The sequence below is a fragment of the Polaromonas sp. genome (assembly GCF_029945895.1).
Taxonomy (GTDB): domain Bacteria; phylum Pseudomonadota; class Gammaproteobacteria; order Burkholderiales; family Burkholderiaceae_C; genus Polaromonas.
The window spans coordinates 47,607-67,994 of sequence record NZ_JAQSDL010000112.1 but is presented as its reverse complement, the minus strand read 5'-3'; the positions used below and the strand labels follow the sequence as shown (position 1 = coordinate 67,994).

The window sequence follows — 20,388 nt, the reverse complement described above, 5'->3', positions numbered from 1 at the left end:
ACTACCGGACCATGCAGGGCATCCTGGCGTTGAAGGTCCAGTTCGGCACCAGGTACTGCATGGCGAGGGCGTCGTCGCGCGCGCCCAGGCCGTGCTGCAGGTAAAGCTGGTGGGCTTTGCCAACCTCTGCCATGTCGAGCTCCACGCCCAGGCCGGGGACTTGGGGAACAGTCACGCTGCCGTCCACGATCTGCAGGGGCTGTTTCGTCAGGCGCTGGCCGTCCTGCCAGATCCAGTGGGTGTCGATCGCGGTGACCTTGCCGGGTGCCGCTGCCGCGACGTGGGTGAACATGGCCAGCGACACGTCGAAATGGTTGTTTGAATGCGAGCCCCAGGTCAGGCCCCAGGTCTGGCACATCTGCGCCACCCGCACCGAGCCCTGCATGGTCCAGAAGTGCGGGTCGGTCAGCGGAATGTCGACCGCCTGCAAGGTGACGGCGTGCGCGAGTTCGCGCCAGTCGGTCGCGATCATGTTGGTCGCTGTTTTCAGGCCGGTGGCACGGCGAAACTCCGCCATCACTTCACGGCCGGAGAAGACACCTTCGGCGCCGCAGGGGTCTTCGGCATAGGCCAGTTCCCGCTGCCGGTCGCGGCACAAACGCACCGCGTCCTTCAGCAGCCAGCCGCCGTTCGGGTCCAGCGTGATGCGCGCGTCGGGAAAACGCTCCGACAGCGCGATGATGGCCTCGATTTCTTCCTCGCCGCGCAGCACGCCGCCCTTGAGCTTGAAGTCCTTGAAGCCATAACGCTGGTGCGCCGCTTCGGCCAGCCGCACCACGGCCCGGGCATCCATCGCGGGTTCATGGCGCAGCCGCAGCCAGTCGTCGTCTGCGTCCGGCTCGCTCCGGTAGGCTAGCTTGGTTTGCCGGCGGTCGGCAATGTAAAACAGGTAACCCAGCATGGCGACCGACTCGCGTTGCTGGCCTTCGCCCAGCAGGGCGGCGACCGGCACACCGAGAAACTGGCCCAGCAGGTCGAGCAGGGCGCTTTCCACGGCGGTCACGGCGTGGATGGCGACGCGCAGGTCAAAGGTCTGGTTGCCGCGGCCGCCGCTGTCGCGCCCGGCAAATTGCGTGCGCAGGGTGCTCAGGATCTGGTTCCAGTGGCCCAGGGACTGGCCTTCGACCAGGGCACGGGCGTCCTCCAGCGTGCTGCGGATTTTCTCGCCACCCGGCACTTCGCCCACACCCGTGCGGCCCGAGCTGTCGGTCAGCAGCAGCAGGTTACGCGTGAAAAACGGGCCATGCGCGCCACTCAGGTTGAGCAACATGCTGTCATGACCGGCGACCGGAATGACTTGCAGGCGGATGATCTGCGGCGTTTGCGAAGCTGCCGGGGAGGGAGAGCGGGCGTCAGGCATAGAGGCAGGAAATAAGACAACAAATCGGTTTAAAGATCAGTCATCGTACAACATGGGAATCTTCTTCCCCTCGGGGAATTCCCTGATCCGGCCGCAACCAGCCGGTCCGCTCAGCGCGGGGTCAACTCGTCGCCGGAGGGTCTACCGGCTCGACGGCCTGGCCCTTGCGCAACCGCTCCCGGCTGTTGGAGAGGTGGGTGCGCATGGCCGCCCGGGCGGCTTCGGCATCCTGGCTGCGAATGGCGTTGTAAATGCTTTCATGCTCACCGTTGACGCGCTGCAAATAACTCAGGCGGCCTTCGGGTGCGCTTTGCGGCGTGTTAACACGGGTGCGCGGAATGATCATGGTGCCCAGGTAGGTCATGAGGTCCGCAAAGTGGCGGTTGCCGGTGGCGCGGGCCACCTCCATGTGAAACTGGAAGTCCGGCGGGACGGCATCGGAGTCCGCGTGGATCGAGTCCTGGAAAGCCCGCAGGGCCGTGGCCATGGCCTCGAGGTTTTCCGTGCTTCTCCTCTGGGCGGCGAGGCCGGCGGCCTCGGTTTCCAGGCTGATGCGCAACTCCAGCACCGAAATGACATCAGCCACCGTGGCGAAGTCGGCCGCGGCAATCCTGAAGTTGCCGGCGTCACGGTTCTCGATCACAAAGGTGCCGATGCCGTGGCGTGTTTCCACCAGGCCGGAGGCCTGCAGTTTGGAAATTGACTCGCGCACCACCGTCCGGCTCACATCGAAGCGGGCCATGATTTCGGCCTCGGTGGGCAGCTTGTCGCCGGGCAGGAGCTGCCCGGCACGGATGCTGGCCGCCAGGCTTTCAACAATTTCGGTGACCAGGCCGCGAGGGCGGCGCACACGCGGTGCGTCGTCTAGGGGGGTGGCCGTTACGTTCGATTCCATCGGGTTTGCTCGGGTAGGGGTTTGCCTTGATCTGACCAGAAAACACTTGACAGGGGATGCTGCCTCATTAAAAATTCTTAGTCATCAGACAACGTATAACTGATATCTTATTGAATTGAAGCTACTTTAGCAAACCTGATGCAAAAGTCCAGCGTTTGCCACCCTCCCATTTTCAACCAGAGACAAGCATGACCATCCGGGTTCACGAAAAACTGTTGCTGACCGGCGCCGCGGGTGGCTTGGGCCAGGCCCTGCGTGGCCGCCTGAAGGCCAACTGCAGCGTGCTGCGCCTGTCGGACCGGGTGGATTTCGGCGCAGCCGGCGCGGGGGAAGAAGTGGCGCTGGCCGATCTGGCCGACGCCGCAGCCGTCGACACCATGGTCCAGGGTGTGCAGGCCATCGTGCACCTGGGTGGCGTGTCGGTCGAGGGGCCGTTCGGTCCCATCCTGCAGGCCAACATTCTGGGCCTGTACAACCTGTATGAAGCAGCGCGCAAACACGGTGTCCAACGCGTGGTGTTTGCCAGCTCCAACCACGTCACCGGTTTTTACCGCCAGAGCGAAACCATCAATGCCGATGCGCCTGCGCGTCCCGACGGCTTGTATGGTGTCAGCAAGGCTTTTGGCGAAGACCTGTCGCGGTTTTACTTTGACCGCTACGGCATTGAAACGGCCTGTGTGCGCATCGGCTCCTCCTTTCCCGAGCCGAAAGACCGACGCATGCTGGCCACCTGGCTCAGTTTTGACGATCTGCACCGCCTGATCACCGCCTGCCTGACCACGCCGGTGCTGGGGCACAGCATCGTGTTCGGCATGTCCGACAACGCGGTCACCTGGTGGGACAACAGCCGCGCCCGCCACATCGGTTTTGCGCCGCAGGACAGCTCGGACATCTTTCGCGAGGCGGTGTACGCCCGCACCCCGGCGCCCGACCTCAGCGACCCGGCGGTGCAATTCCAGGGGGGTGGCTTTGTCAAAGCCGGCCCGTTTGCCGATTGATGCCATGAGCACCGGCGCCGAGCTTCTGGTGGACTGCCGCAATGCAACCGGCGAGAGCCCGGTCTGGCACGTTGCAGCACAGGCGCTGTACTGGGTGGATATCCCGGCGCGCCAGCTCTGCCGCTGGCAGGCCGCGACCGGCCAGGTCACGACCTGGCTGGCACCTGAAATGCTGGCCTGCATCGCCTCCTGCGGCCCCGCCGCGCATTGGGTGGCGGGCCTGGAAACCGGGGTGTTCGAATTGCGTCTGCATGAGGACGGCCGGCTGGAGGCCAAACGCCTGGCGGAGGTCCACCATGAACAGGACGGCATGCGTTTCAACGATGGCCGCTGTGACCGGCAGGGCCGCTTTGTGGCTGGCACCATGGTGCGCGATATGTCGTTGGGCGCCCGTACCGGCTGCGTCTACAGCTATGAAAATGAGAGCGGGCTGAAAGAACGCCTGAGCGGCTTGATCACGCCCAACGGCCTGGCCTTCAGCCCCGATGGCCGCACCATGTACCTCTCGGACTCCCATCCCTCGGTGCAGATGATCTGGGCCTTCGACTACGACACCGCGACGGGAACGCCCTCGCGGCGCCGGCCCTTTGTCGACATGAACCCCTTACCGGGCCGGCCCGACGGCGCCGCTGTTGATGAAGACGGTTGCTACTGGATTTGCGGCAACGATGCCGGGCTGGTCCACCGCTTCACACCCGAAGGCAAGCTGGACCGCTCGCTGGCTGTGCCCGTCAGGAAGCCCGCCATGTGCGCCTTCGGCGGCGCCGGGCTGGACACCCTGTTCGTCACATCGATACGCCCGCACGGCGTGGACCTGTCCGACCAGCCGCTGGCCGGTGGCCTGTTCGCCCTGCGCCCCGGCGCGCGGGGTCTGGCCGAGCCGCTGTTTTCCCCTGTTCCCCTCCGTCATTCATAACCATTCCTACAAGGAGACAACCATGACTTTCCGCAGACAACTGATCGCCTCGGCCGCCCTGGCCGCTGCCACCTTCGCTTTGCCGCTGGCGGCGCAGGCACAAACCATCCTCAAGGCCGCCGACGTACACCCGCCGGGCTACCCGACGGTGGTCGCCACCGAAAGCCTGGGCAAGAAGCTTGAAGCCGCCACCAAGGGCAAGTTCAAGATGCAGATGTACCCCGGCAGCGTGCTGGGCGACGAAAAAACCATGATCGAGCAGACCCAGATCGGCGCCATCAACATTCTGCGCACCTCGCTGGGCCCTGTGGGTGCCGTGGTGCCCGACGTCAATGTCTTCAACATGCCGTTTGTGTTCCGCAACGAAGCCCACATGCGCGCCGTGATTGACGGCCCCATCGGCCAGGAAATTCTCGACAAGGTGTCCAACGGCCCGACCCGCATGGTGGCGCTGGCCTGGATGGACGGTGGCTCGCGCCACCTGTACACCAAGAAGCCGGTCAAGACCCCGGCCGACCTCAAGGGCGTGAAAGTCCGCATGATGGGCAACCCGCTGTTTGTCGACACCATGAACGCCATGGGCGGCAACGGCATTTCCATGGGGTATGGCGAGGTCTTCAGCGCCCTGCAGACCGGCGTGATCGACGGTGCCGAGAACAACCCGCCCAGCCTGTTCACCTCCAACCACTACACCACCGGCACCAAGTACTACGCCCAGACCAACCACCTGATCATTCCCGAAATGCTGGTGATGTCCAGGGTGACCTGGGACAAGCTGAGCAAGGAAGAGCAGGCGCTGGTCAAGAAGTTCGGCCGCGAAGCCCAATTCGAGCAGCGCGCATTGTGGGACAAGAGCGTCGCCGACTACACGGTCAAGCTCAAGGCCGCCGGTGTGCAGTTCACCGAGGTGGACCAGAAGCTGTTTTTTGACGCCACCGCACCGGTGCGTGCCAAGTACGGCGCCCCGTACGCCGACCTGATGAAGCGCATCGCTGACGTCAAGTAAGGGGCAGGAAGAAAGAAGCAGGAGGCAGGACGCGGTGCGAACCGGTCCTGCTTCCCCCGGCGCTGCCGCGGCAGCGTCATGAACAAGGCGCGCAAGCCGGTCCACCCAAGGGCCAGCCGGCGGGCATGAGACAACCAACATGATCAACACCCTTCAACGCGCCATCGACGGGCTGTACCTGGCCTGCATCTGGGTCGCCGGCCTGTCCATCGTGGCCATGAGCCTCATCATTCCGGTGGGCGTGTTTGCCCGTTATGTGCTCGGTTATGGCGCGCAGTGGCCCGAGCCGATTGCCATCTTGCTGATGGTGGTGTTCACCTTCATCGGTGCGGCCGCCGGCTACCGGGCCGGCGCCCACATTGCCGTCGGCATGGTCACCGACCGCCTGCCACCGCCGCTGCAGAAGGTTTTTTCGGTGGTGGTCGATCTGTTGATGATCGTCGCCAGCCTCTTCATGATCATCTGGGGCTTCAAGCTCTCGATGGAAACCATGAGCCAGTCCCTGGCGGCGATCCCGGCGATTCCCGTCGGCCTGACCTACGCACCGCTGCCGCTCGGCGGCCTGTGCACGCTGGTTTTTGTGCTCGAGAAGCTGTTTCTCGGCGCCCAGCACGGGCGCGCCGTGGTGCGCTTTGACCACCAGGTGGATGACTCTGCGGCGGAGGCCTGACCATGGATGCGCTCGTTTTACTCGGAAGTTTCATCGTGCTGATCCTGATCGGCATGCCGGTCGCCTATTCGCTGGGTCTGGCCGCGCTGATCGGCGCCGTATGGATAGAGCTGCCGCTGGACGCGGTCATGATCCAGATCGCCAGCGGCGTCAACAAGTTCTCGCTGCTGGCCATCCCGTTCTTCGTGCTGGCCGGCGCCATCATGGCCGAGGGCGGCATGTCGCGCCGCCTCGTGGCCTTTGCCAGCGTGCTGGTGGGATTTGTGCGGGGCGGGCTGTCGCTGGTCAACATCCTGGCGTCCACCTTTTTTGGGGCCATCTCCGGCTCGTCGGTCGCCGACACGGCGTCCATCGGCTCGGTGATGATTCCCGAGATGGTCCGAAAGGGGTATCCGCGCGACTTCTCGACCGCGCTGACCGTCAGCGGCTCCATCCAGGCCACGTTGATTCCGCCCAGCCACAACGCGGTGATTTACTCCATGGCCGCCGGCGGCTCCATCTCCGTGGCCGCGCTGTTCATGGCCGGTGTGTTGCCGGGCCTGTTGCTGGGCCTGACGCTGGCGACCTACTGCCTCTACATCGCACGCAAGCGCAATTTTCCGAAGGGGCACGCCATTCCTCTGAAGCAGGCGCTACGCATCTGCGCCGACGCCCTGTGGGGCCTGATGACCATGGTCATCATCCTGGGCGGCATTCTTTCTGGCGTGTTCACGGCCACCGAGTCGGCCTCTATCGCGGTGCTCTGGGCTTTTTTTGTGACCATGTTCATCTACCGCGACTACAAGTGGAACGACCTGCCCAGGCTGATGCACCGCACCGTGAAAACGGTGTCCATCGTGATGATCCTGATCGGTTTCGCGGCGGCCTTCGGCTACATCATGACGCTGATGCAGATTCCGCTGAAGGTCACCGCCTTGCTGACCTCGATGACCGACAACCGTTACCTGATCCTGCTGGCCATCAACTTCATGTTGCTGGTGCTGGGCACGCTGATGGACATGGCGGCGCTGATCCTGATCCTCACGCCCATCCTGCTGCCGGTGGTGACGGCTGTCGGCGTGGACCCGGTGCACTTCGGCATGATCATGATCGTCAACCTCGGCATCGGTCTGATCACGCCGCCGGTGGGCACCGTGCTGTTTGTCGGCAGCGCCGTGGGCAAGCTGCCCATCGAAAAAGTCGTGCGTGCGCTGATGCCGTTTTTTGCGCTGCTGGTGGTGGTGCTGGGCATCGTGACCTACGTGCCCGCGCTGTCGCTGTGGCTTCCGCGTCTGGTCGGCGTCTGAAGTGAGCAACATGGCTGCACCCGACGCGCCCCTCTACATCCGCATGCACGCGGACGACAACGTGGCCATCGTCGCCAACGACGGTGGTCTGGCCCCGGGCGCCACCTTTGCCGGCGGCCTGGTGCTGCGCGAAAAGGTGCCGCAAGGCCACAAGGTTGCGCTGGTCGATATGCCGCAGGGCAGTGCGGTGCTGCGTTACAACGTGCCCATCGGTTATGCACTGAAAGACATTCCCGCCGGCAGCTGGGTGCACGAGCGCCTGCTCGAGATGCCGGCCGCGCGCGGCCTCGAAGGGCTGCCGATCGCCACGGTCAAACCCCCGGCGCTGGCGCCGCTCGAAGGCTACACCTTCGAGGGTTACCGCAATGCCGACGGTTCGGTCGGCACGCGCAATATCCTGGCCATCACCACCACGGTGCAGTGTGTGGCCGGCGTGGTGGAGTTCGCCGTCCAGCGCATCAAGGCCGAGCTGCTGCCCAAGTTCCCCCATGTTGATGATGTGGTCGGCCTGGAGCATACCTATGGCTGCGGCGTCGCCATCGACGCGCCCGACGCCATCATCCCCATCCGCACGCTGCGCAACATCAGCCTGAACCCCAACTTCGGCGGCGAGGTGATGGTGGTCAGCCTGGGCTGCGAGAAGCTGCAGCCCGAGCGCCTGCTGCCGCCCGGCACCATACAGATCGTTGATGAACGCAATGTGGCCGATGTGGGCGTCAACGCCGAAGCGCCACTCGATGTAGTCTGCCTGCAGTCCGAGAACCATGTGGGCTTCATGTCCATGATTGACTCCATCATGCAGGCGGCCGTGCTGCACCTGGAAAAGCTCAATGCGCGCCGCCGCGAGACCGTGCCCGCCAGCGAGCTGGTGGTGGGTGTGCAGTGCGGCGGCAGCGATGCGTTTTCCGGCGTGACGGCCAACCCGGCCGTCGGCTTCTGCACCGACCTGCTGGTGCGCGCCGGTGCCACGGTGATGTTTTCCGAAACCACCGAGGTGCGCGATGGCATTGATCAATTGACTTCACGCGCCAGCACACCCGAGGTGGCGCAAGCCATGATCCGCGAGATGGCCTGGTACGACGCCTACCTGCAAAAGGGCCAGGTGGACCGCAGCGCCAACACCACGCCCGGCAACAAGAAGGGCGGGCTGTCCAACATCGTCGAAAAAGCCATGGGCTCCATCGTCAAGTCCGGCAGTGCGCCCATCAGCGGCGTGCTGGCGCCCGGCGAAAAGCTCAAACAAAAGGGCTTGATCTACGCGGCCACGCCGGCCAGTGACTTCATCTGCGGCACGCTGCAGCTCGCCGCCGGCATGAACCTGCATGTCTTCACCACCGGTCGCGGCACCCCTTACGGCCTGGCCGAATGCCCGGTGATCAAGGTTGCCACCCGCAGCGACCTGGCCAGACGCTGGCACGACCTGATGGACATCAACGCCGGCCGCATTGCCGATGGCCAGGCCAGTATCCCGGACGTGGGCTGGGAGCTGTTTCACCTGATGCTCGAAGTCGCCAGCGGCCGCAAGAAAACCTGGGCCGAACACTGGAAGCTGCACAACGCGCTGGTGCTGTTCAACCCCGCCCCCATAACCTGACGCTTCACAAGGCCCCCCATGACCCACGCCACCCCTTACCAGTCTTTCCCCAACAGTTTCAAGCGCGATTTGCTGGCCGGCAAAAAGCTGATCGGCTGCTGGTCCTCGCTGTCCAACGCCATCACCACCGAGGTGCTGGGTGTGGCCGGCTTCGACTGGATTCTGCTCGACGGCGAACATTCGCCCAACGATGTGGCCACCTTCATCCCGCAGCTGATGGCGCTGAAAGACAGCCCCAGCGCGCCCGTGGTGCGGCCGTCCTCCAACAACGAAGTCGAGATCAAACGCCTGCTCGACGCCGGCTTCTACAACTTCCTCGTGCCCTTTGTAGAAAGTGTGGACGAGGCGAAACGCGCGGTGTCGGCCACGCGCTACCCGCCCCAGGGCATACGCGGCGTGTCGGTGTCCCAACGCAGCAACCGCTACGGCACCGTGCCGGACTACTTCAAGTCGATCAACGATCACATCTGCGTGATGGTGCAAATCGAAAGCCGCGCCGGTGTGGCGGCGGCGCGCGACATTGCGGCGCTCGACGGCGTGGACTGCATTTTTGTAGGCCCCTCGGACCTGGCCGCCGGCCTGGGCCACCTGGGCAACGCCGGTCACCCCGAGGTGCAGGCTGCCATTGCCGCGGTGTTTGCCGATGCGAAAGCCTGCGGCAAACCGACCGGCATTCTCGCGCCGGTGGAGGCCGACGCTCGCCGCTACATGGCCATGGGCGCCACGTTTGTGGCCGTCGGCAGCGATCTGGGCGTGTTCCGCGGCGCCACACAGGCCCTGCACGACAAGTACCGCGATTAGTTTTTCTGGCTCTCATCCCGGACTCGATCCGGAATCCATGCATCCGCCTTCTGAACCGCGGCTCATGGACCGCAGATATTTTTTAACGAACAACGGGAGTATTTGAAATGAGCAAGCTGGGTTTTATCGGCCTCGGCATCATGGGCGCCCCCATGGCCGCACACCTGATCAAGGCGGGCCACGAGGTCTTCCTCACCACCCGCAGCAAGGTGCCCGCCGATCTGCTGACCGGCCAGGCCGTGGCCTGTGCCTCGGCGCAAGAAGTCGCCGAGAAGGCCGACATCATTTTCATGATGCTGCCCGACACGCCGGATGTGCAGAAAGTGCTGTTCGGCGACAAGGGCGTGGCCGCCGGCCTGAAGGGCAAAGGCAAAGGCAAAACCGTGGTGGACATGAGCTCGATCTCGCCGATGGACACCAAGGAATTTGCGACAAAGATCAACGCCTTGGGTGCTGACTACCTCGACGCACCGGTCTCCGGCGGAGAAGTCGGCGCCAAGGCTGCCAGCCTGACCATCATGGTCGGCGGCCCCGATACCGCGTTCGAGCGCGTCAAGCCACTGTTCGAGCTGATGGGAAAAAACATCACGCTGGTCGGCGGCAATGGCGACGGACAGACCTGCAAGGTGGCCAACCAGATCATCGTCGCGCTCAACATCGCCGCCGTCGGCGAAGCCCTGCTGTTTGCCAGCAAGGCCGGCGCCGACCCGGCCAAGGTGCGCCAGGCGTTGATGGGCGGTTTTGCCGCCTCGCGCATTCTGGAAGTGCACGGCGAACGCATGATCAAGCGCACCTTCAACCCGGGTTTTCGCATCGGCCTGCACCAGAAGGACCTGGGCCTGGCCCTGGCCGGTGCGCGCACGCTTGGTGTGGCGCTGCCGCAAACCGCCAGCGCCGCACAACTGATGCAGGTCTGCAGCGCCAACGGCATGCAGGACCTGGACCATTCGGCCCTGGTGCGCGCACTGGAGCTGATGGCCAACCACGAAGTCGCCAAGGCATAACGCCAAATCACAAACCGCTATTTTTCAGCAACCGATATTCAGGAGACACACCATGACCCTCAATCGCCGCAAAGTGCTCGCATCATCCGTGGCCCTGGGCCTGGCCGCTTCCGGCGTGCAGGCGCAAACCGCCGCCTGGCCGTCCAAGCCGATCCGCCTGATCGTGCCGTACCCACCGGGCGGCTCGTCAGACATCATTGGCCGCTCCATCAGCCAGGCGCTGTCAGAAGCGCTGAAGCAGCCCGTGATTGTTGAAAACCGCGCTGGCGCTAACGGCAACCTCGGCGCCGACCTGGTCGCCAAGTCCGCGCCCGACGGCTATACCCTGCTGCTGTGCGACACCGGCGCGCTGGCCATCAGCCCCTCGGTCTATACAAAACTGCAGTTCGACCCGAGCAAGGACCTGCGCGGCGTGACCATGCTGGCCTATTCGCCGCACTTGCTGGTGGTGCACCCCTCGGTGCCTGCCAGCAACCTCAAGGAACTGGTGGCGCTGTCGCAAACGAAGCAGCTCAACTTCGCCGTCACGGCCATGGGCAGCGCGCCACACCTGGCCGGCGTGGCTGTTGAGCGCGCCAGCAACGCCAAGTGGCAGTACATCCCCTACAAGGGCGGTTCGCAGGCCATCAATGACACGGTTGCCGGCCAGACCCAGGTGCTGATGAACGGCATGCTGGCCACGCTGCCGTTTGTGCAGAGCGGCCAGCTCAAGATCCTCGGCGTCTCCAAGGCCACGCGCATGCCGCTGATCGGCAACGTGCCCACGCTGCAAGAGCAGGGCATTGCCGGCTTCGAGTCCGGTACCTGGCAGGGTGTGCTGGTCGCTGCCGGCACGCCGCAGCCCATCGTCAACCGCCTGAACACCGAGCTGATCAAAATCATCCGCAGCCCCGAGATCCGCGCCAGGCTGAGCGGGCAGGGCGCCGAGGTGGCCACCATGTCGCCGGCCGAGCAGGACGCCTTCTTCAACCAGGAGCGCAAGCGCTGGGCCGCCGTGGTGGCCGCCGCGAACATCAAGCTGGACTGATTGGCGCTCGCAGAACTATCATTTTGATAGCTGCTTGCGCCTGTAGAACATGGGCTGGAGGCCGATCTGGCTCTATAAATCGGCGGACTCCCCTGTAAAACGCAAAAAGGCCCCACTGGGCTTTTTTATATTTTCAGCCTCTCCTCAGCCTCTCCTCAGGCTTTCCCGGCCTGCGCCGCCAGGTGCTCCACCAGCAGCAACGCGGCCGGCGACACGTTGGCGCGGTGGCAGACGATGAAGCGCCGCCGGGCCCAGGGCTCGTTCAGCGCGAGGATGCGCACGCCGTAGGGCTGCGCGTAAATCTCGGCCACCTCGCGTGGCACCACGCAGATGGCCAGGCGCGCGCGCACCACGCGCAGGGCGGCCTCGAAGTTGGCCACCACCACGCGGTGTATCAGGCTGCGGCCTTGCTCGGCCGCGGCGCGCTGCAGCATCACGTGCACCGCGCTGGCCACGGGCAGGCTCACGTGTTCGTAGTCCAGCGTGTCGGCAAAGCGCACCTGTTTGCGTTTGGCCAGCGGATGGCCCGCAGGCACGACCACGGCCAGGTGGTCGCTTCGGTAGTGGCGCGCTGTCAGCGTGCCCACATCGGCGGCGTCCCAGCAAACGCCGACCGAGGCCGTGCCGTCACTCACGCCGCGCACGATGTCGGGGCTCACGCGTTCTTCCATGTCCACCTGGATGTTGCGGTGGTCGGGGTGCTGCAAAAAGGCCGCCACATCGTCGGCCAGCGATTCGGCCAGTGCCGAAGCCGAAGCCAGGATGCGCACCTGACCGCGCACCCCGGCGGCGTAGGCGGCCATGTCGCGCTCGATGCGCCCGGCGCTGGCGAGCATGGCGCGCGCGTGTTCAAGCAATGTTTCGCCAGCCGGCGTGGGCGTCATGCCGTGGCGCTTGCGCTGCAGCAGCGGGGTGCCCACGGTGTCTTCGAGCTGGGCCAGACGCTTGCTGATGGCCGAGCCCGCAATGTTGGCCCGCTCACCCGCACGCGCAATGTTGCCGGTCTCGCAGACCAGGACGAACAGCCGCAGCGTGGTGAGATCAAGGTCGCGCATGGGATGGCATTGTTGACAAGATGTTCCGGATTGGAATTATATGTATTCCAAATATGAGTTGCCGGCTTGTTCTGGAAAATCTAGACTGGCGGCTGACCCGCACCCTTGAGGAGACATGCATTGACCGAATTCACGCCAGCGCCAGCGGGCCTGCCCCGCCACGCGACCATCCGCGAGGTCGGCCTGCGCGACGGCCTGCAAAGCATCGCCCACGTGATGCCCACCGAACAAAAGCTGCAATGGATACAGGGCGCCTACGACGCCGGCCAGCGCGAGATTGAAGTCGGCTCGTTCGTGCCCGCGCGCTTGCTGCCGCAACTGGCAGACACCGCCGAACTGCTGGCCTTTGCCAAAACGCTGCCGGGTCTGGTGGCCTCGGTGCTCGTGCCCAACCTCAAGGGCGCGCAGCGCGCCATGGAGTGCGAGGCCGAGCTCATGCTGCTGCCACTGTCGGCCAGCCATGCCCACAGCCTGGCCAACCTGCGCAAGACGCCCGACGAAGTGGTGGCCGACATTGCCCGCATCGTGGACGCACGCGAGGCCACGGGCTCGCGCACCGTGATCGAGGTGGGCATCAGCACGGCCTTTGGCTGCACGCTGCAGGGCCGCGTGGAGCCCGCTGAGGTGCTGCGCCTGGTGCGCGCCGTGCTCGACGCCGGTGCAGACCGCGTGGGCCTGGCCGACACCGTGGGGTATGCCGATCCGGCCATGGTGCAGGCGTTGTTTGCACTGATCTTGCCGGTGGCTGGCGACAAACTCAACTGCGGCCACTTTCACGACACACGCGGCCTGGGTCTGGCCAATGTGTATGCCGCGCTGCAGATGGGCGTGACACGTTTTGACGCCTGCCTGGCCGGCATAGGCGGTTGCCCGCACGCGCCCGGCGCCAGCGGCAACGTCAGCACCGAAGACCTGGCCTACATGCTGGCCAGCATGGACATCGCCACCGGGCTGGACTTTGACAAGCTCATTGCCTTGCGCAGCAAGCTCGCCGGCTGGCTCAGCACGGAAACACTGCACGGCACCCTGTGGCGCGCCGGTCTGCCCAAAACCATGAAGCCCGCGAACGCGCCTTCCCCGACCATGACTGCGGTGGCTTGACCTCCAGGACACGGATCCCGGATCACGTCCGGCATGACAGACTCAACCCCAACCGGACTTCTGATGACAAGCCCTGACCCCACCATACCGCAACCTCTCACCGGCCTGCGCGTCATCGAGTTCACCCACATGGTCATGGGCCCGACCTGCGGCATGGTGCTGGCCGACATGGGCGCCGAGGTCATCAAGATCGAGCCTATTGACGGCGACCGCACGCGGCGCCTGCTGGGCGCAGGCTCGGGTTTTTTCCCCATGTTCAACCGCAACAAGAAAAGCATGGGCATTGATTTGCACACCGAGGCCGGCGCCGCGCTAGCGCGCAAGCTGTGCGCCACGGCCGACGTGGTGGCCGAGAACTTCAAGCCCGGCACCATGGCCAAGTACGGGCTGGACTACGCCGCGCTGAGCCAGGTCAATCCGCGCGTGATTTACGTTAGCCACAAGGGTTTTCTGCCCGGGCCCTACGACCACCGCACCGCACTCGACGAGGTGGTGCAGATGATGGGCGGCCTGGCCTACATGACGGGCCGGCCCGGCGACCCGCTGCGCGCCGGCACCAGCGTCAACGACATCATGGGCGGGCTGTTCGGCGCCATCGGTGCGCTGGGCGCATTGATCCAGCGCGGCATCACCGGCAAAGGCATGGAGGTGCAGTCCGCGCTGTATGAAAACAATGTCTTCCTGATGGGCCAGCACATGCTGCAGTTCGCCATGACCGGCAAGCCCGCCGCGCCGCTGCCGGCACGCGACAATCCCTGGGCGGTGTACGACGTGTTCACCGTCAAGGACGGCGAGCAGATCTTCCTGGCCGCGGTCAGCGACGCGCAGTGGGTCAAGTTCTGCGACGTGCTCGGTTTTGCCGACCTGAAGGCCGAGCCCGAGCTGGCCACCAACAACCTGCGCGTGGTGCAGCGGCCCCGGCTGCTGCTGACCCTGCGAGAACGCCTTGCGCAGCGCAGCGCCGCCGAGCTGTCTGCCATCATGGAAAAAGCCGGCCTGCCGTTTGCGCCCATCCGCAAACCCGAAGACCTGCTGGACGACGAGCACCTGCTGGCCACCGGCGGGCTGGCCGATGTGCGCCTGCCCGACGGCCCCAGGGCTGGTGAGACCGTCAAGACCACGTTGTTCCCCATCACAATGGGCGGCGGGCGCCTGGGTGTGCGCCTGCACCCGCCGCGACTGGGCGAACACACCGACGAACTGCTGACTAGCCTGGGCTGCGGCCCAGACGACATCGTGCAATTGCGCAAATCGCAGACCGTGGCCTGACAAGCCAATTTTTTATAACCACCGGAGACAAAAAACATGACCCCTCGCCACACTTCTTCCCTGCGACTGACTCGCCGCACCCTGGTTGCGGCCGTGGCCGCGCTTGGCCTGGCTGGCCCTGCGCTGGCCGCAGACTTCACCATGCGCATCAGCCACCAGTTCCCGCCCACGCACCATACGGCTTTGAACCTGGAGCAATTCGCCAAGGACGTGAAGCAGGCCACCAACGGCCGTGTCGAAGTTCAGATCTTCGGCGCCGCGCAGCTTTTCAAGCCCAACCAGAATCACCCCGCCGTCGCCAGCGGCAAGATTGAGGCGGCGGCCATGCTGAGCTTCCAGTGGGGCGGCACCATCCCCGAGATGAGCGTCACCATCATTCCCTACCTGATGACCTCGGTGGCCAAGCAGAAGGCTTTCATCGGCTCCGAGGCATCCAGGCTGCTCGACGCCAAGATGGAAGCCAAAGGCGTGAAAAACATCGCGTGGATCGTGGACACCAACGACGGCATCTTCACCTCCAACAGCAAGCCGCTGGTTACTCCTGCGGACTTTTCGGGCCTGAAGATTCGCGGGCTGAACAAGCTGTTCGACAGCGGCCTGGCCGCCATGGGCGCCGGACCGTCAGCCATGCCCGGCTCCGAGGTTTACCAGGCATTGCAGACCGGCGTGCTCGATGCGGGGTTCACCGGCGTCAAGGCCGCGCACAGCCGCAAGTTCTACGAAGTGCAGAAATTCGGCGTGGCCTCCAACATCATCCTGGCCTATGACAACCTGGTGGTGAACCCGGCCTGGTGGAACGGCCTGCCGCCCGATGTGCGTGCGGCTGTGCAGAAGTCCGCCGACAAGGCCGTGCAGCGGTCCATCCTCACCACTGACGGCGTGCCTGCGGCAGACGTCAAGGTGCTCAATGACAATGGCATGAAAACCGTGGCCCTGACCAAGGCGCAGGAAAAAGTCATGGCCGATGCCATGCAGCCAGCCGTCAAGAAAGAGTTCCTCGCCGCCACCGCGCCCGACGGCGTCAAGCTGCTGGAACTGATAGACCGGCTTTGAACCGCGGACTGCATACCTGATGCAACGCAATACCTCCGCCGCTCCGCAAGGGGCGGCGCTGCGCGGGCTGAGCCGCGTGGTGTCGGTGCTGTGCGGCGCCGCCATGGCGCTGGCCGCCATCGCGCTGCTGGTGTCGCTTGCCCTGATCGGCTGGGCGGTGATCATGCGCTACGTCTTCAACGCGGCGCCGATCTGGGTTGATGACCTGGTCGGGTTCAATCTCGTGGCCATCGTCATGCTGGCCGCAGCGCAGACCCTGCGCAGCGGCGAGCACATCGGTGTGGACCTGCTGGTCGAACGCCTGTCACCCGCCGCGCGCCTTTGGGCGCAAGGCTGGGCCGGGCTGGCGACCATGGTGATCGCCGGCGTGCTGATCGTCAACGGCGCTGGCACGGCCATGCTGGCGCACAAGCTCGGCCTGCTGACCGAGGGCTCGCTCGAGTGGCCCACCTGGATACTGATGCTGCTGATGCCCGTGGGCGGCGCGCTGCTGGCGCTGGCGGCGCTGGAGGTCTTCTGGCGCGCGCTTGCCGGCGTGCCGGCAGAGTCGGCTGACCACGCCACCGGCGGGGAGGCCCCATGACCATTGCGCTGATCTTCCTTGGCCTGTTGCTGCTGCTGTTCACCGGCCTGCCCATTTTTGCCGGGCTGGCGCTGTTCGGCGGGGGCCTGTTGCTGGCCACCCAGGGCGAGTTGGGTTCGGTCACCGAAGTCATCTTCGGCGAGATCAACCGCTACCTGCTGGTGGCCATTCCGCTGTTTGCCTTCATGGCGCAGATCATGATCCGCGGGCGCATCGTTGACGACCTGTACAACACCGCCTACACGCTGACGCGGCACCTGCCCGGCGGCCTGGGCATCGCGACCATCCTGGCCTGCACGATTTTTGCGGCCATCTCGGGCTCCAGCGTGGCCACGGCGCTGACGATTGGTGCGGTGGCGATTCCGCAGATGATCCGTTACGGCTACGAGCCCAAGGCCGCCTATGGCCTGGTGGCTGCCGGTGGCACGCTGGGCATCCTGATCCCGCCGTCCGGCCCCATGGTGCTTTACGGCGTGACCACCGACACCTCCATCGGCGGGCTGTTCATGGCCGGCATCCTGCCGGGCCTGCTGATGGCCGGCGTGTTTGTGGCCTGGAGCATGGTCAGCACGGCGGTCACGCACCGGCACATCAAACGCGAGAAGCGGGCCACGCTGCCCGAGGCGCTGGTTGCCATCCGCAAGTCACTGTGGGCCTTGTCGCTGCCGGTGTTTGTGCTGGGCGGCATGTACGCGGGCCTGTTCACCGCCACCGAAGCGGCGGCGGCTGGCGCCTGGCTGGCGCTGTTTGTGGCGGTGGTCATCTACCGCACCGTCGGCTGGCGCGGCATCTGGGAGTCTGCACTGGACGCCTGCCGCGTCTCGGCCATGCTGTTCATGATTCTTGCCGGCGCCGCGGTGTTTGGCCATGTGCTGACCAAGCTGCGCATTCCCCAGCAGGTGGTGCAGACCGTCATTGCGGCCGACATCGGCGTGACCGGCTTCCTGATCGTGATGATGGCGCTGATCTTTGTGCTCGGCATGTTCCTTGAGTCGATCTCCATCATCCTGATCACCACGCCGGTCATCATGCCGGTGATGCTGCAACTGCACATCAACCCGATCTGGTACGGCGTGCTGCTGGTCATCAACCTGGAGCTGGCGCAGATCACACCGCCGGTGGGCATGAACCTGTTCACCATCAAGGCCATCACCAAGTCGCCGATGGGGCCCATCGTGCGCGGTGCCGCGCCCTATGTGCTGCTGATGATTCTGGTGATGGCCATGGTGATGATCTGGCCCCAGATTGCACTCTGGCTGCCAAGCACCATGCGCGGCAACTGACACAGCGGCCGAAGGCGAGCCCGAGGCCGCTGGCGAGATGAGCCGCCGCCCGGGCCGCCCAATGCGCGATCACAGCGCGACGGACTTACTACACTTTTGATAGCTGGCAGCGCACAGCCAGCAAGGGCTGGCGGCCAATTTGACTACAAGAATTGCCAGGAACGGGGCGGGCAACTTCTGCGCACACGCCCGTCGTCAGCGCATGCGCCGGTGCCGCAGCAGCCAGTCCACCGCCTCAAACAGCGCTTCACTCAGCAGCGCCAGCAACGTAGCGGGCAGGGCGCCGGCCAGCAGCAACTGGCCGTCGTTCAGCGCCAGCCCCGTGACGATGCGCTCGCCGTACCCGCCCGCACCGATGAAGGCGGCAATCGTCGCCGTGCCAATCGCAATCGAAGTCGCGGTGCGCAGCCCGGCCAGAATCGTCGGCAGCGCCAGCGGCAGCTCGATGTGGCGCATGCGCTGGCCGGCCGTCATGCCCAGCGCCTGCCCGGCCAGCCGCAGGCCGCCCGAGACCTCGCCCAGGCCCGCCACCGTGTTGCGCATGATGGGCAGCAGCGCATAAAGCATCAGCGCAATCAGCGCCGGCACGGTGCCGATCACACCCATCAATGAGATCAGCATGGCCAGCAGCGCCAGCGAAGGCACGGTCTGCATCAGCCCGGTGGCGCCCAGCACCACGGCGCGCAGGCGTGGGTGCGGAAACACCCACACCGCCAGCGGAATGCCGATCAGCGCCGCCAGCCCAACCGAGATGAAGGTCAGCGCCAGGTGCTGGCGTGTCAGCCGCGCCAGATCCGGGCCGAAGAGTTTGGCCCAAAAGCCGCGCTTACTCGGGTCTTGTGTTGCGCTGGTTGCCACGGGTGCGCCACCCTTGGCTGCCAAATGGTCGCGGGCAATCACATCAAAGGCCACGCCCTGCAACTCGGCCCGTGCGTTCATGGCAATCATCGCGTTTTCATCAATGCTGCCGGCCACCTTCTGCAGCGCGGCCCAGGCTTTGGGAAAACGCTGCGGCACATCCAGCCGGTACAGCAGCACCGCGTCATAACGCGGAAAGTAGGCCTTGTCGTCCTTCAGCACGCGCAGGCCCAGGTGGCCGATTTTTGCGTCTGTGGTGTAGATGTCGATCACGTCCACCTGTTTTTGCGTTATCGCGTCATAAGCCAGCCCGTGGTCCAGCGCCACCGGGGCTTGCGGCGCGCCATAACGCTGCGCCAGCCCGCGCCAGCCGTCCGCGCGGCCAATGAACTCGTTCGACAGGCCCAGCTTCAACTCCGGGTGTTGGGCCAGATCACTCAATGACGTGATGCCCAGCCGCTGCGCCGTGTCTTCAAGCATGGCCAGCGCGTAACCGTCGTTAAACCCCAGCGGCACCGCCACCCCCAGGCCCAGCGGCGCCAGCGCGGTGTTCATGGCCTGCGTGCTCATGGACGCATCACCCTTGAGGATCTCCTGGCTGATGGTGCCCACGTACTCCGGGTACAGGTCGATGCTGCCCGAGCGCAGCGCCTCATAAACAATGGCGGTGTTGCCCAGGCCCTGCAGCACCGAAGGCGGCGTGGGCGTGTGCGGCGCAGCCGTCTGCGCCAGCACCTGCGCCAGGATGTAAGACTCGGTGAAACGCTTGGAGCCGATGCGCAGCGTGTCGTTGGAGGAGGGCGCGGTGAAAGCGAGGCCACTGGCAACGGCCAGCAACGCGGCAAGACAGCGGGCGGCAAAGGCGGGGAGGCGGCTTGTCATGGGCCTATTGTGTCTTCCACAGCGCAGGACTGGCAACCTCAATACCGTTCGCCCTGAGCTTGTCGAAGGGCCTGTGGCAGACTGGACCCCACCCGACCCCAACATCAGACAAACCCCATGACCATCCAGCTCTACGCCTTCGACACACCCAACGGCCGCAAGATCAGCGTCGCCCTCGAAGAAATGGGCCTGCCCTACGACGTGCATGTCATCGACATCGGCAAGGGCGAGCAGTTTGACCCGGCGTTTCTAAAGATCAGCCCCAACAACCGCATCCCCGCCATCGTGGACCCTGACGGCCCCGGTGGCCAGCCCATCAGCGTCTTCGAGTCCGGCGCCATCCTGATCTACCTGGCTGAAAAAACCGGCAAGTTTTTACCCAAAGACCCCCGCGGCCGCGTCGCCGTCATGGAGTGGCTGATGTTTCAAATGGGGGGCTTCGGCCCCATGCCGGGTCAGGCGCACCACTTTCTGGGTCTGACCAACGAGGCCGACAAACGCTACGGCGCAGAACGCTACCTGGCCGAGACCCGCCGCCTCTACGGCGTGATGGACCGCCGGCTGGCTGACCACGCCTTCTTTGCGGGGGAAGAAATATCCATAGCCGACTTAGCCATCGTCGGCTGGGCTTGGCGGCATGAGAAACACAAGGTGGATCTGGCGGAGTTTCCGCATGTGTTGCGGTGGTATCGGGCGATGATGGCTCGGCCTGCGGTGGCGCGGGGGTTTAGGGTGGCGTTGAAGTGA

General features: G+C 64.9%; 19 protein-coding genes. 15 read left to right on the top strand and 4 right to left on the bottom strand.

Annotated features, from left to right (window positions below):
- Window position 1: 1 nt before the first annotated feature.
- Together gudD and PSV33_RS17945 are read right to left on the bottom strand one after the other, a co-directional pair.
- Window positions 2-1,360 carry a glucarate dehydratase gene (gene gudD, locus PSV33_RS17950; RefSeq protein ID WP_300563842.1) on the bottom strand — a complete coding sequence of 453 codons (1,359 nt, stop codon included), beginning with the start codon at window positions 1,358-1,360 and terminating at the stop codon, window positions 2-4.
- Between the two features lie 121 nt (window positions 1,361-1,481).
- The gene (locus PSV33_RS17945) at window positions 1,482-2,255 is read right to left on the bottom strand and encodes a FadR/GntR family transcriptional regulator (protein WP_300563840.1); all 774 of its coding nucleotides are present in this window, start codon (window positions 2,253-2,255) and stop codon (window positions 1,482-1,484) included.
- Between the two features lie 188 nt (window positions 2,256-2,443).
- On the opposite strand from PSV33_RS17945, the gene PSV33_RS17940 reads away from it, so the two are divergent.
- The 9 genes from PSV33_RS17940 to PSV33_RS17900 all read left to right on the top strand — a co-directional run bounded on the left by PSV33_RS17940 (window position 2,444) and on the right by PSV33_RS17900 (window position 11,557).
- The gene (locus PSV33_RS17940; protein WP_300563838.1) at window positions 2,444-3,253 is read left to right on the top strand and encodes an NAD(P)-dependent oxidoreductase; all 810 of its coding nucleotides are present in this window, start codon (window positions 2,444-2,446) and stop codon (window positions 3,251-3,253) included.
- A 4-nt stretch (window positions 3,254-3,257) separates the two neighbouring features.
- Complete coding sequence (locus PSV33_RS17935; protein WP_300563836.1) at window positions 3,258-4,169, top strand: SMP-30/gluconolactonase/LRE family protein; 912 nt, start codon at window positions 3,258-3,260, stop codon at window positions 4,167-4,169.
- A gap of 22 nt (window positions 4,170-4,191) precedes the next feature.
- Window positions 4,192-5,175, top strand: a complete 984-nt coding sequence (locus PSV33_RS17930) for a TRAP transporter substrate-binding protein (RefSeq protein WP_300563835.1) — start codon at window positions 4,192-4,194, stop codon at window positions 5,173-5,175.
- Between the two features lie 139 nt (window positions 5,176-5,314).
- The gene (locus PSV33_RS17925) at window positions 5,315-5,845 is read left to right on the top strand and encodes a TRAP transporter small permease (protein WP_300563833.1); all 531 of its coding nucleotides are present in this window, start codon (window positions 5,315-5,317) and stop codon (window positions 5,843-5,845) included.
- A gap of 2 nt (window positions 5,846-5,847) precedes the next feature.
- A complete protein-coding gene (locus tag PSV33_RS17920; RefSeq protein ID WP_300563831.1) occupies window positions 5,848-7,131 on the top strand; it encodes a TRAP transporter large permease in 1,284 nt (427 codons plus the stop codon).
- Window positions 7,132-7,141: 10 nt separating this feature from the next.
- Window positions 7,142-8,725 (top strand): galactarate dehydratase, encoded by a 1,584-nt coding sequence (garD, locus tag PSV33_RS17915; protein ID WP_300563829.1) that lies wholly within the window; start codon window positions 7,142-7,144, stop codon window positions 8,723-8,725.
- An 18-nt stretch (window positions 8,726-8,743) separates the two neighbouring features.
- The gene (garL, locus tag PSV33_RS17910; RefSeq protein ID WP_300563827.1) at window positions 8,744-9,526 is read left to right on the top strand and encodes a 2-dehydro-3-deoxyglucarate aldolase; all 783 of its coding nucleotides are present in this window, start codon (window positions 8,744-8,746) and stop codon (window positions 9,524-9,526) included.
- 107 nt (window positions 9,527-9,633) lie between these two features.
- Complete coding sequence (gene glxR / locus PSV33_RS17905) at window positions 9,634-10,530, top strand: 2-hydroxy-3-oxopropionate reductase (protein ID WP_300563825.1); 897 nt, start codon at window positions 9,634-9,636, stop codon at window positions 10,528-10,530.
- 52 nt (window positions 10,531-10,582) lie between these two features.
- A complete protein-coding gene (locus tag PSV33_RS17900) occupies window positions 10,583-11,557 on the top strand; it encodes a tripartite tricarboxylate transporter substrate binding protein (protein WP_300563823.1) in 975 nt (324 codons plus the stop codon).
- Between the two features lie 155 nt (window positions 11,558-11,712).
- On the opposite strand, the gene PSV33_RS17895 is transcribed toward PSV33_RS17900, so the two are convergent.
- Entirely contained in the window at window positions 11,713-12,612 is a 900-nt protein-coding gene (locus PSV33_RS17895) for a LysR substrate-binding domain-containing protein (protein ID WP_300563821.1), read from the bottom strand.
- Window positions 12,613-12,732: 120 nt separating this feature from the next.
- Here PSV33_RS17895 and PSV33_RS17890 point away from each other — a divergent pair, with 120 nt between their 5' ends.
- The 5 genes from PSV33_RS17890 to PSV33_RS17870 all read left to right on the top strand — a co-directional run bounded on the left by PSV33_RS17890 (window position 12,733) and on the right by PSV33_RS17870 (window position 17,901).
- Window positions 12,733-13,713, top strand: coding sequence for a hydroxymethylglutaryl-CoA lyase (locus PSV33_RS17890; RefSeq protein ID WP_300563819.1), 981 nt, complete (start codon window positions 12,733-12,735; stop codon window positions 13,711-13,713).
- Window positions 13,714-13,776: 63 nt separating this feature from the next.
- The gene (locus PSV33_RS17885; protein ID WP_300563817.1) at window positions 13,777-14,982 is read left to right on the top strand and encodes a CaiB/BaiF CoA-transferase family protein; all 1,206 of its coding nucleotides are present in this window, start codon (window positions 13,777-13,779) and stop codon (window positions 14,980-14,982) included.
- Window positions 14,983-15,018: 36 nt separating this feature from the next.
- On the top strand, window positions 15,019-16,035 hold the full coding sequence (gene dctP / locus PSV33_RS17880; RefSeq protein WP_300563815.1) for a TRAP transporter substrate-binding protein DctP: 1,017 nt from the start codon (window positions 15,019-15,021) through the stop codon (window positions 16,033-16,035).
- Window positions 16,036-16,054: 19 nt separating this feature from the next.
- Window positions 16,055-16,618: a TRAP transporter small permease gene (locus tag PSV33_RS17875; RefSeq protein WP_300563814.1), complete on the top strand. Its 564-nt coding sequence runs from the start codon at window positions 16,055-16,057 to the stop codon at window positions 16,616-16,618.
- Window positions 16,615-17,901, top strand: a complete 1,287-nt coding sequence (locus PSV33_RS17870; RefSeq protein WP_300563812.1) for a TRAP transporter large permease — start codon at window positions 16,615-16,617, stop codon at window positions 17,899-17,901. Before PSV33_RS17875 ends, PSV33_RS17870 begins: the two co-directional genes overlap by 4 nt.
- 195 nt (window positions 17,902-18,096) lie before the next feature.
- Here the strand turns inward: PSV33_RS17870 and PSV33_RS17865 are convergent, their stop codons facing one another.
- On the bottom strand, window positions 18,097-19,641 hold the full coding sequence (locus PSV33_RS17865; RefSeq protein ID WP_300563810.1) for a glycine betaine ABC transporter substrate-binding protein: 1,545 nt from the start codon (window positions 19,639-19,641) through the stop codon (window positions 18,097-18,099).
- A 117-nt stretch (window positions 19,642-19,758) separates the two neighbouring features.
- Here PSV33_RS17865 and PSV33_RS17860 point away from each other — a divergent pair, with 117 nt between their 5' ends.
- Window positions 19,759-20,388 carry a glutathione binding-like protein gene (locus PSV33_RS17860; protein WP_300563809.1) on the top strand — a complete coding sequence of 210 codons (630 nt, stop codon included), beginning with the start codon at window positions 19,759-19,761 and terminating at the stop codon, window positions 20,386-20,388.